Source organism: Streptomyces sp. OfavH-34-F, from assembly GCF_022347745.1.
In the GTDB taxonomy this organism is placed as follows: Bacteria; Actinomycetota; Actinomycetes; order Streptomycetales; family Streptomycetaceae; genus Streptomyces.
Map to the genome: position 1 here is coordinate 1 of NZ_JAKRGC010000057.1, position 15,157 is coordinate 15,157.

At 70.9% G+C, this 15,157-nt stretch carries 15 protein-coding genes; 4 read left to right on the forward strand and 11 right to left on the reverse strand.

Features of this window, described 5'->3' with window-relative positions; all coding sequences use genetic code 11:
- The first annotated feature begins 570 nt into the window (after positions 1-570).
- The gene (locus MHW47_RS11955; protein ID WP_239222747.1) at positions 571-2,985 is read left to right on the forward strand and encodes a DEAD/DEAH box helicase; all 2,415 of its coding nucleotides are present in this window, start codon (positions 571-573) and stop codon (positions 2,983-2,985) included.
- On the forward strand, positions 2,985-3,374 hold the full coding sequence (locus MHW47_RS11960; protein WP_239222748.1) for a hypothetical protein: 390 nt from the start codon (positions 2,985-2,987) through the stop codon (positions 3,372-3,374). The genes MHW47_RS11955 and MHW47_RS11960 overlap by 1 nt, the downstream gene beginning before the upstream one ends.
- A gap of 188 nt (positions 3,375-3,562) precedes the next feature.
- Here MHW47_RS11960 and MHW47_RS11965 read toward each other — a convergent pair whose 3' ends face one another.
- The 5 genes from MHW47_RS11965 to MHW47_RS11985 all read right to left on the reverse strand — a co-directional run bounded on the left by MHW47_RS11965 (position 3,563) and on the right by MHW47_RS11985 (position 5,874).
- Positions 3,563-3,949, reverse strand: a complete 387-nt coding sequence (locus MHW47_RS11965) for a DUF6415 family natural product biosynthesis protein (protein ID WP_239222749.1) — start codon at positions 3,947-3,949, stop codon at positions 3,563-3,565.
- Entirely contained in the window at positions 3,946-4,134 is a 189-nt protein-coding gene (locus MHW47_RS11970) for a hypothetical protein (RefSeq protein ID WP_239222751.1), read from the reverse strand. Before MHW47_RS11970 ends, MHW47_RS11965 begins: the two co-directional genes overlap by 4 nt.
- A 94-nt stretch (positions 4,135-4,228) precedes the next feature.
- A complete protein-coding gene (locus MHW47_RS11975; RefSeq protein WP_239222752.1) occupies positions 4,229-5,077 on the reverse strand; it encodes a helix-turn-helix transcriptional regulator in 849 nt (282 codons plus the stop codon).
- Between the two features lie 16 nt (positions 5,078-5,093).
- Positions 5,094-5,639: a DUF6879 family protein gene (locus MHW47_RS11980; protein WP_239222754.1), complete on the reverse strand. Its 546-nt coding sequence runs from the start codon at positions 5,637-5,639 to the stop codon at positions 5,094-5,096.
- The gene (locus MHW47_RS11985; RefSeq protein WP_239222756.1) at positions 5,596-5,874 is read right to left on the reverse strand and encodes a hypothetical protein; all 279 of its coding nucleotides are present in this window, start codon (positions 5,872-5,874) and stop codon (positions 5,596-5,598) included. Before MHW47_RS11985 ends, MHW47_RS11980 begins: the two co-directional genes overlap by 44 nt.
- A 176-nt stretch (positions 5,875-6,050) precedes the next feature.
- On the opposite strand from MHW47_RS11985, the gene MHW47_RS11990 reads away from it, so the two are divergent.
- Complete coding sequence (locus tag MHW47_RS11990) at positions 6,051-6,596, forward strand: hypothetical protein (RefSeq protein WP_239222758.1); 546 nt, start codon at positions 6,051-6,053, stop codon at positions 6,594-6,596.
- A 99-nt stretch (positions 6,597-6,695) separates the two neighbouring features.
- Here MHW47_RS11990 and MHW47_RS11995 read toward each other — a convergent pair whose 3' ends face one another.
- The 4 genes from MHW47_RS11995 to MHW47_RS12010 all read right to left on the reverse strand — a co-directional run bounded on the left by MHW47_RS11995 (position 6,696) and on the right by MHW47_RS12010 (position 11,727).
- Positions 6,696-7,505 (reverse strand): hypothetical protein, encoded by an 810-nt coding sequence (locus tag MHW47_RS11995; RefSeq protein ID WP_239222760.1) that lies wholly within the window; start codon positions 7,503-7,505, stop codon positions 6,696-6,698.
- Positions 7,506-7,612: 107 nt separating this feature from the next.
- Positions 7,613-8,434, reverse strand: coding sequence for a helicase HerA domain-containing protein (locus tag MHW47_RS12000; RefSeq protein ID WP_239222761.1), 822 nt, complete (start codon positions 8,432-8,434; stop codon positions 7,613-7,615).
- Between the two features lie 90 nt (positions 8,435-8,524).
- Positions 8,525-10,465 (reverse strand): helicase HerA domain-containing protein, encoded by a 1,941-nt coding sequence (locus MHW47_RS12005; RefSeq protein ID WP_239222763.1) that lies wholly within the window; start codon positions 10,463-10,465, stop codon positions 8,525-8,527.
- 185 nt (positions 10,466-10,650) lie between these two features.
- On the reverse strand, positions 10,651-11,727 hold the full coding sequence (locus MHW47_RS12010) for a replication-relaxation family protein (RefSeq protein WP_239222765.1): 1,077 nt from the start codon (positions 11,725-11,727) through the stop codon (positions 10,651-10,653).
- A 301-nt stretch (positions 11,728-12,028) separates the two neighbouring features.
- Between MHW47_RS12010 and MHW47_RS12015 the strand changes: the two genes are divergently transcribed.
- Complete coding sequence (locus MHW47_RS12015) at positions 12,029-12,460, forward strand: hypothetical protein (RefSeq protein WP_239222767.1); 432 nt, start codon at positions 12,029-12,031, stop codon at positions 12,458-12,460.
- Between the two features lie 1,232 nt (positions 12,461-13,692).
- Here the strand turns inward: MHW47_RS12015 and MHW47_RS12020 are convergent.
- Positions 13,693-14,424 carry a hypothetical protein gene (locus MHW47_RS12020; RefSeq protein ID WP_239222769.1) on the reverse strand — a complete coding sequence of 244 codons (732 nt, stop codon included), beginning with the start codon at positions 14,422-14,424 and terminating at the stop codon, positions 13,693-13,695.
- Between the two features lie 57 nt (positions 14,425-14,481).
- Positions 14,482-15,066 carry a hypothetical protein gene (locus tag MHW47_RS12025; protein WP_239222771.1) on the reverse strand — a complete coding sequence of 195 codons (585 nt, stop codon included), beginning with the start codon at positions 15,064-15,066 and terminating at the stop codon, positions 14,482-14,484.
- Positions 15,067-15,157: the final 91 nt, after the last annotated feature.

Genomic DNA, 15,157 nt, shown 5'->3' on the forward strand with positions numbered 1-15,157 from the left:
CCCGCGGAGCGGGATATGCCCCGGCAAGCCGGGGCATAGAGCGCGAATTGCGCAAGCGCAATTCGGATTCCCGCGCAAGCGCGGGAATGGAATTCCGCAAGCGGAATTCCTAACGGAATGCAATTCGCGCAAGCGCGAATTGGAGGTGACCGCGCAAGCGCGGTCACCCGGGCTGGCTACGGGGGAAGGTGCATCACGCGCGGGCCTGTGTAGGGCTTGGGGTTACTGGCCACCACCCCCGCAACGGAAGTGACGGACCGTCGGCCTGACGGGGTGCCGGCCCCACCGCAGTGACGGGCTCCGCTGCGCTCCACCCGAACCCCTCCCCCACCCTCGAAACCGGCCGCTCACGTTCAAGAATACCCCGCCAGCATACCCCATGAACCGCGCGCGCGGGGCGGGATTCGGCCAAGTATCAGCCTACAGGGGGAAGCTGTCGCGTGGGTGATGCATCACGGGTGCTCAGTGTGTAGAGTCTGGGACCAGACACCACCACCCCGGCCCGCAACTCACCGCGCCGGACTCTCATTCCTATTACGCGCCGCATTCCGCGAAAAGGAGAACACGGGAATGGCCGTGAAACTGCGTGAACACCAGATTGAGGCCGTAGCCGCCATCGTGCGCGGCCTCGACATCCCGCCGGGCGGCATTCCCTGGAATGGCTTGCGCGGGCAGGTGCACGCCGCGTGCGGAACGGGAAAGACCATCATCGCGGCGGCCTCCGCGAAGCGGATTGTGCCCAAGGGCCGCATTCTCGTGGTGGTGCCGACCCTGGATCTCCTGGCGCAGACCGTGAAGGCGTGGAGCGGCGCCGGGCACAAGGGGCCGGCCGTCATGGTGTGCTCGCCCCTGGACGACCCGGAGCTGTTCCACCTGGGGGTCCGAAGCACCACGAACCCCGTGCAGCTGGCCCTGTGGCACAGCGCCGGGCCGGTGACCATCTACGCCACCTACGCCTCGCTGGGCGTGCTGGTGGAGGCGTTCGAGGGCGCCTACGGGCAGAAGCTCGCCCCGATGGACCTGGCGGTGGTCGATGAGGCGCACCGGACCAGTGGGTCGATGGGTAAGGCGTGGGCGGACATCCACGACCAGACGAAGATCCCGGCGCACCGCCGGCTGTACCTGACGGCGACGCCGCGGATCTGGGAGGAGCGGCTGAACCGCGAGGTCGCCGAGGGGGTGCGTGACCCGCTGCCGCGCGAGATGGCGGCCTCCATGGATGACGAGAAGGTCTTCGGGCCGGTCCTGTACAAGCTCTCGTTGGCGTCGGCGGTGTCGCGGAAGCTGCTGGCGCGGTACCAGATCATCGTCCTGGAGCTCCAGGACCCGGTCGTCACGCCCGAGCGGCTGATGGGCGAGGAGCGGCACACCGAGGAAGTCCGTGGGCAGCGTCTGGGAGCGCTCCAGGCCGCGCTGTTGCACACGATGGAGCAGCACAACCTCCAGACGTGCATCACCTTCCACCACCGGACCATAGAGGCCGCGGCGTACGCGGAGGGCCTTCAGCGGGTGGCTAAGCGGCTGCACGCGGACCAGCCCGAGAAGTACCCGGCGGAGATCTGGGCGGACTGGCTGTGCGGCGAGCACGTCCCGGAGCGCCGGCGGGAGGTGCTGGGCAAGTTCGGCTCCACCGCCCGGCGGGCCGTGCTCTCCAACTGCCGCGTCCTGGGGGAGGGTGTGGACATCCGGGCCGTGGACAGCGTGGCCCTGCTGGACCCCAAGGGCGCGCCGCACGACATCGTGCAGGCGATCGGCCGCGCCCTGCGCCAGAAGCCCGGAGAAGGCAAGCTCGCCTCTCTGATCGTGCCGGTATTCCTCCAGCCCGACGAATCCCCCGAGGACATGTTCACCTCGGGTTCGTACAAGCCTTTGGTGAAGGTATTGGAAGGTCTGCGGGCTCACGATGAAGAGGCCGTGGAATTGCTGGCGATCCCGCAGGAGCCTCAGAAGGACGTCGCGCAGCCCTCCGAATACATCGGTGCCGCGCCCGGTGATAACGAGGAAGAAACCCGTCTGCTGCTCCGTTTTGCGGCTCCGCGTGATCCGGTGATGGTCGCGAACTGGGTCAGCTTCAACGTGATCGACACGGAGCGGCAGGACTGGGCGCGCGGCTGGGCGAAGCTCAAGCAGTACGTCGAGCGGGTCGGGAACGCGAATGTGCCCTACGAGCACAAGGAGGGCGCGTTCCCGCTGGGGACCTGGGTCGCGGAGCAGCGACGGGCGTACGGGGCCGGGCAGATGAACGGCCGGCGCGCGGCGCGGCTGGAGAAGTTGGGGATGGCCTGGACGGCGGCCGACGCGCGGTTCCAGGAGAACCTGGCGGCGGCCCGGGTGTACTACGCGGAGCACTGGACGCTGTGTGCTCCCCGGTCGGCGGCGGCGCTGGACAAGCCGATCGGGCAGTGGCTGTCCAACCTGCGCCGCCCGGGTGCGCTGGCCGAACACCCGGAGTGGGAGACGGCGTTGAAGGAGATCGACGAGGACTGGAACCCGTCGTGGCCCACCGAGTGGCAGCGGCACTACGCCGCGCTGCGCGAGCTGGTGCGTGACGAGGAAGGTCCGGCGGAGGTCCTGCCCGGCTTCACCGTGCACGGGATGGACGTCGGGAAGTGGCTGGCCCGGCAGCGGAAGCCCGAGGTGTGGGCGGCCCTGGCGGAGGGGCAGCGCGAGCGCCTGGAGGCCGTCGGCGTCACCCCGCTCGCTGAGGCCCCGGCCCCAGTGCCGGACGCGTCCGCGAAGCCGTCCACGGCGCCCGTGAGCGCCTTCGAGAGGGGCGTTGCGGCCCTGGCGCAGTACAAGGCTCGCACGGGCTCTGTGAAGGTCCCCAGGGCCCACGTAGAGGCGTTGCCGGATGGGTCGGAGGTCAAGCTCGGGGTGTTCCTCAGCAACAGCAAAAGCCGCCGGACCAAGCTGACCGCTGACAAGCTCGCCGCGCTGGCTGGCCTCGGGCTGGAGTGGGCGGCCACGGAAGGGGCGGCGGCGTGATGACTACGCCCGAGGAAGAGCGGCGCGTGCAGGGGGCCGTGCGGCGGCACGCCCGCACCAGGGCCTTCGCGGAGGCGGAGGACGTCATCTCGGCTGTGCTGGCCGACCCTGGGGTGCGGGAGGCGCGGGAGCGGGTGGAGGCGGCGGAGACGGAGCTGGGCATGGAGCTGTGCGCCCGTCTCCAGCCGTTCCAGGACCGCTACGACCAGGCCGTGGCGGAGGGCGACGCGGACGGGTTCGCCGGGCTCTGCGGGGGCAAGCACGGCCGCTGGGGGCGGATCTGCGTCCTGCCCGGCGGACACGAGACCTCGATGGAGGAACCGCACTGGGGCCGCAACAGCGAAGGCCGGCCGATCGCGTGGGTGGGCAGTGCACCTGACGACTGGTGAGCAGTGGCGGTGAGACCGGCGACAGGACCCCGGGCGCACGAGCGGCCCGGGGTCCTTCGCTGTCCGGGGCCAGCGGCACCGCTCCCAGGGCCTACACGCACTGAGGTGCGATGCCCGGGGGCTTTGAGCTGCGGCATCGCACTGGTGTGCGTGTAGGCCCTGGGATCTTGGGGCGCTCCCCCGGTGAACTACCGCGTGGCCGGGGCGGGTTCGGTGAGGCGGTCCAGCCGGGTGTAGAGGGCCTGTACGAGGCGGGCCCGGTTCTGGACGCACCGGGCGGTGCCCTGGAGCGATTGGGAGAGGCGGCCTTCGGCTTCGCGGAGGATGATTTCGGCGAAGGCGCCGCGGCCGTCACTCTTGGGCAGGGCGGCGGCGAGACGTCGGACGTCGGCGGCGACCGCGCGGGCGTGCCCGGTGAGCTGGAGGGCGATCTGCTCGTAGTCGCGGGGTGCGAGATCCGGGTCCTTCCACGCGAGGACGGCGGTGACGAGTGCCTCGTGCGGGGCGCGATCCAGGGGGAGTTCGGCCTCGATCAGGCCGTTGGGATCGTGGAGCACGGCGTAGGTGTCGCTCATCGGGCGCCCGCCACGTCGTCGTCCTGGTCGTGGTCGCCGGTGGCGGCGGCCGGGGCCTGGACGGCGAGGAAGCGGGCGTAGCCGCGGTCGGCGCGGGCGATCAGCGCCGGGGAGGGCCGGCCGAAGGCGGGCGGCTGGAGGCCGCGGTCTTCCGGCTGGGGACCGGCGGGTGTGGGTGCGCTCATGGGGCACCGCCTCCGTTGCTGGTGCGTCGGTGTCGTTCGACGCTACGGAGACCGCCGCTCCGTCCTCAACGAGATTGCGGGAAATTGCGGAAGTTCACTCCAGGGCGTCGATCGCGGCCCGGATGAGGGCGCGGGCGGCGTCGCCGTGCACGGCCATCTCCGCGAGGCCGGCGAACGCCTTGGCGTAGTCGGCGAGCTCGCGCGGCTGCTTGACCTTGATCTCCGCCGTCAGGGTCTCCACCACGGCCGTGGTGTCGTCGTGGAGGTAGAACGCCTCCAGCGGCCACACGGTGCGCTGCGCGGTGAACGGGATGATCCCGAGCGAGACCGAGGCGAGTGGCATCACGGCCAGGAGGTGGCGCAGCTGCCCGCGCATCGCGTCGGGGTCGGCGGTGCGGTAGCGCAGGACGGACTCCTCGAGGAGGACGACGTAGCGGTGGCCGCCCTCGTAGAGGAACCGGGAGCGGGCGATGCGGGCGGCGACGGCTTCGGCGACGTCGTTGGGGGTGCCCTGGAAGCGGGTGATCTGCTCCATGAGGGCGGTGGCGAAGCCGGGGGTCTGGAAGAAACCTGGGAACACATTGGAGACGTAGACCCGGCAGACGCGGGTCCGCTCGTGCAGGGTGTTCCAGTCCTGCTGGACCTTACGCATCCCGTCTTTGTGCAGGCGGCGCCACTCCAGATACATGGAGTCGACGGCACGGGCGGTAGCGATGAGGTCGTCGGCCTGGTCGTCCGCGCCGCACGCCGCGCACCAGGCGCGGATGTCCGCGTCGGAGGGCGGGGCGTCGCCCTTCTGGATGCGGGTGGTCTTCGCGGGGTGCCAGCCGCACCGGGCGGAGAGGTCTTTCCCGGTGAGGCCGGCGTCCTTGCGCAGGTGCTGCAAGCGCACGGCCAGTGCCTCACGGGCTGCTTGTGCGCTGGACGATGGAGAGGCGGTCATGGGGCTGCTCAGGGGCCTAGACGGTGTACTTCTCGTGCGGGATGCCGCGCTCCCAGACCTTCTCGAAGGCGGCGTGGCACAGTGCGACGGCGGCCGGGTCGGTGGTGCGTTCCTTGCCGTCGGCCGCCCAGTCGCCGGTGCCGGTGAAGTGGTGGAACTGCACGAGCTGGTTGTCCAGGAGCCAGAAGTCGTTGCCGGGCAGCGCGATGTCGGAGGCGCGGCGGCGGGGCAGCCAGCGCACGTCTTCTCCGGCCTGGAGGTTGAGCGGGGTGATGGCGTGCTCGTAGCGGATGTAGTCGGTGACCGGCTCGGAGACGATCCGGGCGCGGCGCATGACCACGCCGCGGGCGACCGCGTCCTTCACGAGCGGCATCCACTGAGGCCAGAACGAGCGGGCCGGGTCGAGGTTCGGGACGCCGGTGCGCAGGAAGGCGGCGTAGTCGTCCGTCTCGTCGCCGACGGCGTACAGGTCGCGCATCTCCAGGTGGACCGCCGTGTGGTGGGTGTCGGCGAGCAGCTCAGCGAACGTCGCGGTGTTCAGCTGCTGCGCGTTCAGCGGCATCGCACGCCTCCCTCAGAATCTGCACCATGCGGAACGGAATCCGGATCACCCGTTCGTGCGCGGGGATCCCCGTCTTGTGGCCGGCCACCCACTCGGTGGAGCCGACCAGGGTCTTGAGGAGGGCGTCGGCTTCCTCGCCCTGGAGGACCAGGTCCGCGCTCTCCTCTTCCACCCACACCGTCGGTGATCCCTCGCCGCCGGTGTTGGGGTCGATCCCGACGAACCGTAGCGTCATCACGTACTCCCCTGTGAGTCGGTTGCGCGTAGTTGCGCGATGACCGTCCCGCGCTGCGGTATCGGCGTCAAGGGTGCCGACCGGGGCGGGGTCTGGTCCGTCCGGGTGACCAGGGGCCGCGACTCCGGTGTCGGAAGGCCCACTCCCCCTACCGTGCGGCCATGGAAGACTCCCAGATGCCTGAGCCTTTGCGGCAGGCGGTTCACCAGCTCGTCTCCGAAGTGGTCATGAACTGCCAGGAGGTGCTGCGCTACACCGAGCCGGACCTCGCACGCGACTGGAAGCGCATGACGCTGATCCGCGCCACGGACGCCTCCGACACGATGGACACGGCGGCCATGCTGATCGCCGCGTACTGCCAGCACACCGGCATGGCTCTGGACACCCTCGCGTCATACCTCCAGACCCGGCAGCAGCGCAGCCGGGCGGCCGGCCCGCGGGATGCGGAGCGGCACGAAGTCGCCGGGATGCTCGGCACGCCGCGGCCAGCCGATGACGACCAGGACGCCCAGATGTGGTTCTCGGTCGGCCAGGGCTACGCGGGAGACGGACTGATGTCCGAGCCGGATGAGCAGCGGCTGTTCACTGAGGCGTGCCTGCACGGGCTGCGGGCCAAGCTGTGCAACGACCTCGGGTCGCTGGACCGCTTGCCTCCGGAGATGGCCGCGATGGCCCGCCGGGTCGCGGAGTGCCTCGAAGTGCCGGAGCCGGCTACTGCGTGACGGCGGGGGCCGCAGCGTCGTTGGACGGTGCGACCCCCGAGCCGGGCCCCAGGGATGTCATGGCTGATCCCCGGGGCCCGTGGTGTGTCCGACTTGGGGTCAGCTCTTCCCGGCCGCCGTGGCGGTGAGCCAGTCGGCGGCTTCGGCGTCGGTCATCAGCAGGAGCTGCGTCGGGTGGGTGGTGTCGTCCTGGACGACGTGGGCGCGGCCCGGGTGCGCGCTGCTCTTGGGGGCGGGGCCGGCTATCGGGGCGAGGCGCTGCCAGGTGCCCGCGCTGACCCGCGCGAGGATGACGGTGGCGAACTGTTCGCGGGCGGCCGGGGCGAGGCTGCCGGCGGTGGCGCGGCCGTTGTAGAGGACGTGGATGCGGGCCTGGCGTCCCGCGTGCAGGACGTCCTCGAGCGCGGTGATGGCCGGGGACTTCTTCGGGTCGTCCTTCTGCCGGAAGGTCTCCCAGTAGCGGGCGAGGTGCCGCATGGTGTCGTCGGCCCGGTCGAGGACGACCATCAGGCGGGGCGCGTCGTCGAGGTCGCCGTCGAGGTGGAGGCGGCGCTGGAGTTCGGCGGCGAGGCCGACCAGGGCGTCATGGATGCCGGCGACGCTGCCGCGGTGCGTCACCGTCGGCAGGTCCTTGGTCCACAGGTGAGCGACCAGGGGGCCGTCGAGGACCAGGGCGTGGGCGCCCTGGTGGAGGAACTGGGCGGTGAGGGTGCGCAGGATGGTGGTGCTGCCGCCGCCGGTTCCAGTGCAGATCAGGATGTGCGGTGCGTGGTCGACGTCGATGGCGATGGCCGTTCCGTCGGTGCCGATGCCGATGAGCGCGGTCCCTTCGGGCAGCGCCTCCAGCTGCTCGCGCAGGCCGGGGTCGGTGAAGCGCAGCACCTGCGGGAGCGTGGTCGTGTTCGTCATGGTGCGGTGTTCCTTATCTGTGCTGTGCCCAGTGAACCGGGCGTTCTCCGAGGCGAGGCAGATCGTGTCGGCCGGACCGGACAGGTCCCGGTCCGGCCGGTTCGGCATCAGCTCGCTTCGTTCTTCGTGGAGGCGGCCCACGCGGCGGCTTCCGTCTCGCTCATGAGCAGGACCTGCGTGGGGTGGGCGGTGGAGCGCTGCACGGTGTGGAAGCGGCCCGGGTGGGTGCTGCCCTTGGGGACGGTGGCGATCTGCGGGGCGGCCTGGCTCCAGGTGCGGGTGGTGACCCGTCCCAGGAGGACGGTGGAGAACTGCTCGCGGCCCAGCGCGGCGCTGAAGCTCTGGGCGCCGACGAGGAAGTGGATGCGGATCTCGCGCCCGGCAAAGAGGAGCTCCTCGTACGCGTCGACGGCCGGGGACATCTTCGGGTCGCCCGGCTGGCGGACCTTGTCCCAGTGGCGGGTCAGCTGTCGCAGGGTGTGGCCGGCGGACTCGAACACCACGGTGAGGCGGGGCAGGTCGTCGGTGTCGCCGTGCTTGTCGGCGTGGTAAATGCGGCGCTTGAGTTCGGCGTGGAGGCCGACCAGGGCGTCGTGGATGTCGGCGATGTCGCGGCGGTAGGTCACCGTCGGCAGGGCGCGCGCCCACGACTGCGAGATGCGCTTGAAGTCGAGGACCAGGGCGTGCCCGCCGTCGTGCAGGAGCTGGGCGGTCAGGGTGCGCAGGACGGTGGAGGTGCCGCCGCCCGATGCGGAGTAGACCAGGACGTGCGGCGATTCGTTGTCCAGGTCGATGCAGACCGGCTGTCCGTCGGTGCTGTGGCCGATGAGGACCCGGTCGGCGGGCAGCCCTTCCAGCTGCTCGCGGACGCCCGGGTCGGTGAGGCGCAGCTGCTGCGGGAGGGTGCTCTGCTGGGTGGTCTTCCACATGGCGGGGTCGTTCCTGTTCTGTGCTGTGCCCGGTGAGCCGGGTGCTCTCCGGGGCGAGGGGATCGTGTCGGCTGGAGCGGACAGGGCCGTTCAGTCGAGGTCGGTGGTGCCGGTGGCGGCGCGGGGCCGGTTGCGGGCCCAGCGCTTGAGGTCGCCGACGCGGTAGAGGAGTTCGGTGCCGCGCTTGTCGACCGGCTTGGGGAAGGTGCTGTCGTTGGCGCGGGCGTAGCGCAGCGCAGCGACGGTGATGTCCGGCAGATGGTTCTGGTGGGCTTCACGCAGTCCCACCGCCTGGTCGTCGTCGACCGGGGCCGGGTTCGCCGGCGACGTCGCCGCGGGGGTGCTCGGGTCGGCGGCCGGGGGCTTGGTGTTCTCGGCGTCGGCGAGGACGTCGACGCCGGCGGCCGGTGCCGGATCGGGGGCAGCAGGGGGGAGGGCCGGGTCGCTCCAGGGGGTGTCCAAGGAGTCGGCGGGCGGGGCGGGCTTGTGCAGCACCGCAGGGCCCGGCTGTGCGGGGAGGCCCGCGGGCTGCAGTTCGGTGGCGGCCGCACCGGTGCTGGCCCACTCGCGGGCTTCGGCATCGGTGAAGAACAGCACCTGCGTCTCGCTGGCACTGCCGCCGATGACGACCTGGGCACGCCCGGGATGCTTGGTGGACTTCGGCACGGGATGGACCTCGGGAGCGAGCATCCTCCACGCGTTGACGCTGTAGCGGGCCAGGATCCGCGTGGAGAACTGCTCGCGGACCTCCGGGCCACCGAGGGCGCGGGCGGTCGCGGACTGCGCGACCAGGAGGACGTGCATGCGCAGCTGCCGACCCATGTAGAGGATCTCGTTCAGCGCGTCGACGGCCGGGGAGACCTTCGGGTCGCCGGGCTCGCGGATCTTCTCCCAGTAGCGGGCCAGCTGCTTCATCGTCGCGTTGATCTCTTCGAGGAGGATCAGCAGCCGGGGGCCGATGGCTTTGGGGTCGGCACCGATGCCCAGTTCGTCGGCGATCCGGGTGCGGCGCCGGCCCTCCATGCCGAGCGCGATGAGCTGGTCGTGGATGTCGGCGATGTCGGCGCAGTAGGTGACGTTCGGGACGCCGCGCGCCCACGGGTGGGAGATCCGCTTGGTGTCGAGGACGATGACGTGTGAGCCGTGGTGGAGCATCTGGCAGGCGATGCAGCGCAGGGTCACCGACTTGCCGCCGCCGGTGGAGGCGTTGACCAGGATGTGCGGGGATTCGGCGTCCAGGTCGACGGAGATGATTCGCCCGCCGGCGCCGAACCCGATGATGGGCGCGGACTCCTTGGCCTTGGCCACCAGCTCGCGCGTCTTGGGGTCCTTGAAGACGGCCTTCGCCGGGGGCTTGCGGGTCTTCTTCACCAGCACGTACGGCTTGCGGCCCTCCGGGTGCCAGGAGAACGTCACGCCCTGGAGGGCGAGTTTCTGGGTGATGAGGTCGGCGACGACGTCACGGGAGAAGCCCAGGCGGGTGGGCAGGTCGATGCGGATCTCCGCGTCGTCGTCGGTGAAGTTCTTCGGGATGTGGAGGTAGCGGCGCGGGTCGGTCTGCTCCGCCAGCCCGAGCGGCTGGTGGAGGGCTTCGTGCAGCGGACCCACCCACTCGCGCATCAGCTCGCGACGCTCGCGGGTGAGCACCATGTACGCCGCGGTGCCCACGGTGAGGACGGAGGCCGCGCCGATCCCGCCGGGCTCCAGCGCGGCGAGCGCCTGGTCCCGGTTCTCCCACAGCTCCTGGACGGTTTCCCGGGTGGCGTCCAGGTCCCGGGTGGACAGGTAGCCGGTCTCCGCAACACCCGCACCGAGGGCGAGGCGGAAGGACAGGCGCCGCCACCCGGGCTTGTAGGAGCGGCGCCGGACCTTGCCCTCCACCTTCGGCAGGACCCGGGTGCCTGAGCGCCAGAACGTCGCGTCCGTACGGCGGACACCGTCCAGGTCCCGGCCGGCCAGCACCCGGCCGATCCCGAGCACGAGGGATTCGGCGTCCTTCTCCACCTGCTTGTCGAACTTCGTTTGTGCCATGGCCGTGCCCTTTCGATCTGCGTCCCGGCACCTCACACCCGGAAGCGGACACCGACCGTAAAAGCGTTGGCCTGTGGATAGAGTCCGGCGATTTGCAGGCCGGGAGCTCGGATCTGTGGACGGCCGCGCGGACCAAAAATCCGGGCCCACGGGCCCGGCCTGGGTGGAGGCCGAGCCCGCTGCGCTCACCGCGGCTTGGGCAGCGCCGTCAGCGCCCGCCGGTCCTCACCGTGGCCGACGACCCGCCACACGGGCCGGTCGGCTCCGTCGCGGGTGAGCTGGTGCAGGGTCGTCGTCGCCACGGTGATCCGCCAGTTCGGCCGGGCACGGTCGTGGAAGGCGGCCTCCCTCGTGTCTGGGGCCGCGCGCCGCGGGGCCGGGGCGAAGACGAACAGCACCGGCGGGAAGGGCCGCTCCAGCGACGGCCCGGCGTAGGTCTCCTGCCAGTGGCTGCGCGGGGCGCGGGCGGCATTTCCGCGCCCGGACGGCGGCGCGTTGCGGTAGGCGTCGTAGCGCTCCAGCTTGGCGAGCAGGCGGGCATAGGACATGGTGCGGTCGATCTCCACGAACGCGCTGGAGCCGTTGGCCAGGAGCGCCACGGCATCGGGCACGAGGTTTCCGGCCGGGGTGGGGTGGGCGACTTCCACCCGCCAGTCGGCGTGGTCGGCCATCTCCGCCTGGTGAAAGGCGACGACGGTGTCGACCAGGGCGAGGCCGTGCTCGCGCAGGCCCGTCTTACTGGCCGCGATGCGCTTGCCCGTCGTCCGGCCGGTCGTCGGCGCGAGCTCACCGGAGGCGGCGGCTTCGGCGAGACCTGCCGGGGTGCAGTACCAGTAGCTCTGCTGGGCGCGGTGGGTCCGGCCGACCAGGGCCGGGGATTCGTCGAGCAGGTTGCGCAGCGCGCGGCGCACGTGATCGGTGTCCTGCTGGTGGGGAAGCAGCAGCGCCTTGAGCTGGCGGGGTGTGGCCAGGCGCAGCTGGGCGAGGGTGAGCAGGACCTCGCCGCGGAGGTCCGCGCCGGCCTTCGTCGCCGCGGCCTTCCGGGGCCGGGACGCTGCTCCAGGTACATAAGTACTTGGAGTAGAGGAGTTGCAACCGGCCGGGGCAGGCGAATCGGGGGTCTGATCAGCAACAACCGTCAGTCGGCGGCTGGGAGCTACGGGGCTGGGAGCGGGGCTCGTCGCGGGGCTCGCCGTAGGGCCCGCCGTCGCAACGTTGTCCGCCGGGGCCGGCGGGGTGTGCGGGTCAGGTGCGGTGGTCATCGCGTCCTCGGGTTTCTCCGGCCGTACACGGCCGGGTCGGCGGTCGTCCGGCCCGCGCGCGGATCTGCGCACGGGCCGGGGCCACCGTGAGGAAGCACCCCTTGTCCGCGGTCTGACGGCCACCAACGAAAGGCGTCCGATTCCTCCTTGACCAGCCCTTGCAGTCCGATTTTGTCCGTGACCGGAGTCACGCCCGCGCCGTGTCCCGGAGCGCGGTCTCTGTCCACAAGTCCGGGCGCGCACCGTAGGGCGATCGGCCGGGAGCAGCAGGCATCCGGTCAGCGAACAGCAAGGAGTGGTCGTGGAGACGACGTCGCCCAAGGTGCCCCAGCTCGCCCCGGAGCAGATCCTGCGGGCCGCCGACTACGTGGAGCTGGTCTGGAAGGAGCAGGGCAGCGAAGAGGAGAAGGCCGCACTGGCGGAGTTCCACGCCGACGGCCCCGAGCTGGCACGGCTGATCGGTGAGTTCGGTGCGCTGCTGCTGGCCGACTACCTCACCGTCGTGCCCGACGAGCACGCCGACTGCGAGTCCGCGTACGTCGCCGGGCAGCTGGTGACGGTGGCGAGCCGGTACCTCAAGCGGTGGTGCCTCGCGAGCGGGGCCGGGGCGCACACCGCGTGGATCGCGGCCGGGTTCCTGATCGAGTGCATGCAGGAGGTCGACCAGGTCCACCAGTTCCTCGCCGACGTCCGCGGCGACGTCGGCGCCCGGTACGGGGCGGCCGCGGCTTGAGCGAGCGGGAGGCTGGCGGCCAGTCGACGACGCGCGCCACCGCACCGGATGTCCGGTGCGGTGGCGCGCGGGTGCGCCCGGCACGCCGCACGGTGCGTTGAGTTGCGGACGATGTAACGCACCTCCCCACCCGGTGGAGCGCACCGAGTGGACTCCACCCGCACCCGGTGCGCCTCGCGGTGGCCCCACTCTCCACTCGGTGCGGAGGATGTCGTGCGCTTCCACCCGATGGAACGCACCGCGATGCGGCGATGCACGGCATCCTCCGCGCCACGCACCGCCCCTACGGACGGTGACGGTGCGCGGTGCGCCGGGAGGGAGAGATCTCCCCTCCCGCACCGGGCATCAAGAGCCCGGTGCGGGTCGTCTCCGTGGCGGTAGCGGAGTGTGTCAAGGGGAAACGTCGAAGATCGCTCGGAAACTCGTAGGTGGACAAGGGTTGCTTTCCATCCGATGGGATGGGTGGAATCCGGCGGCACACCCGGTCAAGGGGGGGTGCATCGAGTGCATCGCATCCGATGCGCCGTCACCCTCTGTCGTCGCACCGAGTGGAAGGTGCGGAGTGGCGGCCACTCCCGTGCGGTGGGCCGGTGCGCCGGTGCGGTCGGCGCGCGGTGCGGTGCATCGTCGGCCGGCGCACCGGCGCACCGGATGCACCGCACCGCGCGCCGGATGCGGGGATGTCCTGCACTCCCCCACCGGATGGAACGCACCGAGTGGAGTCCATCCGATGCGTTCCATCGTGCTCTCCACTCTCCGAGTGGACTCCACTCCCACCCGGGGCCAGCGGTCCACTCACAGGGCGCGCGGTGAAGTCCACCGTGGCCACTCATCCCCGACTGCGGCCCCGTCCGGTGCGCCATAGGTTCGGCCGGCCACCGGGGTACTGCCGTGAGCGGGAGCGGTGCCGGACGGGCGGCGGCTTCGGTGACGGGTGCAGCTCCGCGACGCGCAGCCGGGCCGCGTCAGCGAGCTGTTTCAGGCGCTCACGCTGCTCCGGCGAGAGGGACAACCGGACCGGTTCAACCATGTGGGCCTCCGTAGTCGAGTGTGGTCTTGCACCCTCGCCCCTGGCCGTCACCTCCAGGACGTCGCGTCGATCGCGTCCCGGCAGGTGCGCTGGCGACTTCACCCTGTGTCCCGGGAGGCGGAGCGCGGCCGGTCCGGCGTACCGGCGACAACCAGACGCCCCACGGACGGCTGGTCCGCGGGGCGTCTGGATGTGGTGGCGGTCAGCTCTGCATCATGACCTTGAGGTCACTGAGCGACAGCTCGCTCGTGCCACGGTCCGCCGCCTTGCTCTGCGTCCAGGCAACGATCGCCGGGTGCGCATCCTCGTACTGGGCGCCGGCAGTCGTGTGCTGCCCGTCGGTCGTGGCGACCTGGGTGAGGTAGGCGGCCAGGGCGTGCGGGCCTCCGCCGTTGTACCCGATCTCGTAGCCCAGGCCGTTCCTCTGCGGCAGGAGCGAGAGCACGCCCTTGTCCGTCCGGGCCCAGAACAGACCGCGCCCCGTGTGGAAGCGGCTGAAGACGTCGTCCGGGCGCAGTTCGAGCGGCGCGTACGTCGTGTAGCTCCACTGATCGACGCCGCCTTCGCGTCGTTGTTTGAAGTGCTGGCCGACGACGGGCAGCCCGAACTCGGGGTCGTAGAAGGTGCGCCGGCACATGCAGCCCGAGCCGTTGCTTGCCAACGGGCTGTTGGGGTCCTCCGTGACGCACGGGTGGAACAGGGCCGGGATGTCCTTCGACCCTACGAGGGTGCAGTGCATCGCGTTCGGCTCGCACCGCACCAGCCTGCCCAGCCACTCCTGAAAGTGCGGTGTCACGGCCTGCTGCGCCTCGATGTCCAGCACTGCGTTCAGCGACGACGTGACGGCGCCGCGCTGGGGCTCGGTGTAGAGGACGAAGTTCAGGTATCCCTTCGTCGGGTCGGTCAGGTTCAGATCGCGGGCCTCGTAGGGCAACGGGCGCTCCAATGCGGGTGTCTGGCGGCCGGGGCGTGGCCGCGGGGAACGGTGAGGTCAGCCGACGCGGTGTTCCGGGCGCAGGGTGAGGCCGTCGTACAGGAACTGCTCGGCGTCGTCCGGTCCGAGCCCGATAGCGCGACAGACGGCAAGTCCTTCGTCGTCACGGTTGAAGGCGAGCAGGATCTTGCGGCTGGCAGGGTCGGCCATGGCGCGGCGGGCAGCTTCGACGGTGTGGGCGACGCAGCCGGTGGTGCCGTCTTCGACGATGTCCCGGCGTGTGGTGTCGTCCCAGACGTTGAGCTGAAGACGAGCGCCCTCGGTGGAGCAGCCCTCCTTGGAGTCCGCACCGAGAACACACCGCCCGAGCAGTGCGGCGTGGGCGTGCCGCTGGAGGTAGACGACCTTCCCCAGGACTTCTGTGACGTGCTTCTCCAAATTCTTCTGGATCATCTCCCGAGGCATGATCTGCACTTCCGAGCCCGAGGCGCTCGCCCGGATCTGTAGCGCCGACACCTCCTTCGCGAGGTCGTCGGCCATGCTGAGCAGGCTCACGAGGTTGACGTCGCCGCGTTGGCGGGGCGGGGGCAGTTCGTCGGGGTAGCTGTCGAGCGGTTCCAGGGGTTCGTGCAGGTCGGTCAAGGTTCCTCCCGTGCCGGTGCCAACGCCCCGATTCTCAGTCCGGCCCGCCGGGCCTCGCGGGTGAAGTCGCCAATCGGCCAGTGGCTGGCCG

Coding starts and splice junctions, on each gene's coding strand:
- MHW47_RS11955 (WP_239222747.1), top strand. CDS start 571: ATGGCCGTGAAACTGCGTGAACACCAGATTGAGGCCGTAGCCGCCATC.
- MHW47_RS11960 (WP_239222748.1), top strand. CDS start 2,985: ATGACTACGCCCGAGGAAGAGCGGCGCGTGCAGGGGGCCGTGCGGCGG.
- MHW47_RS11965 (WP_239222749.1), bottom strand. CDS start 3,949: ATGAGCGACACCTACGCCGTGCTCCACGATCCCAACGGCCTGATCGAG.
- MHW47_RS11970 (WP_239222751.1), bottom strand. CDS start 4,134: ATGAGCGCACCCACACCCGCCGGTCCCCAGCCGGAAGACCGCGGCCTC.
- MHW47_RS11975 (WP_239222752.1), bottom strand. CDS start 5,077: ATGACCGCCTCTCCATCGTCCAGCGCACAAGCAGCCCGTGAGGCACTG.
- MHW47_RS11980 (WP_239222754.1), bottom strand. CDS start 5,639: ATGCCGCTGAACGCGCAGCAGCTGAACACCGCGACGTTCGCTGAGCTG.
- MHW47_RS11985 (WP_239222756.1), bottom strand. CDS start 5,874: ATGACGCTACGGTTCGTCGGGATCGACCCCAACACCGGCGGCGAGGGA.
- MHW47_RS11990 (WP_239222758.1), top strand. CDS start 6,051: ATGCCTGAGCCTTTGCGGCAGGCGGTTCACCAGCTCGTCTCCGAAGTG.
- MHW47_RS11995 (WP_239222760.1), bottom strand. CDS start 7,505: ATGACGAACACGACCACGCTCCCGCAGGTGCTGCGCTTCACCGACCCC.
- MHW47_RS12000 (WP_239222761.1), bottom strand. CDS start 8,434: ATGTGGAAGACCACCCAGCAGAGCACCCTCCCGCAGCAGCTGCGCCTC.
- MHW47_RS12005 (WP_239222763.1), bottom strand. CDS start 10,465: ATGGCACAAACGAAGTTCGACAAGCAGGTGGAGAAGGACGCCGAATCC.
- MHW47_RS12010 (WP_239222765.1), bottom strand. CDS start 11,727: ATGACCACCGCACCTGACCCGCACACCCCGCCGGCCCCGGCGGACAAC.